This window comes from Pantoea graminicola (assembly GCF_048452665.1).
Lineage (GTDB): Bacteria > Pseudomonadota > Gammaproteobacteria > Enterobacterales > Enterobacteriaceae > Pantoea.
Genome location: NZ_JBLWSJ010000029.1, coordinates 1 through 304, shown reverse-complemented (window position 1 = coordinate 304; position 304 = coordinate 1). Strand labels below are relative to the sequence as shown.

At 53.0% G+C, this 304-nt stretch carries 1 tRNA gene; it reads left to right on the top strand.

Annotated elements, in window-relative coordinates:
- Positions 1-67 precede the first annotated feature (67 nt).
- Positions 68-142 (top strand) — tRNA-Glu (locus ACNY69_RS21660).
- Positions 143-304: the final 162 nt, after the last annotated feature.

Here is a 304-nt window from a genome sequence, read left to right as displayed (position 1 = left end):
AGTGCTCACACAGATTGTCTGATAAAAAGTAATGAGCAGGACGGCTGCGAAGTCGTGACACTATCGTGTCCCCTTCGTCTAGCGGTTAGGACTCCGCCCTTTCACGGCGGCAACAGGGGTTCGAATCCCCTAGGGGACGCCACCTGCTTGGTGACAGGTGAAAGGTGTCTCCACAGTATCTCAAAACCGGTTCGGCTGCGTAAGCGGCGGAGGCGCGTTTGAGATATTTGCTCTTTAACAATCCGGAACAAGCTGAAAATTGAAACGACGTAGCGCGTCATCCCTCCGTAATAAGGGATGGCAA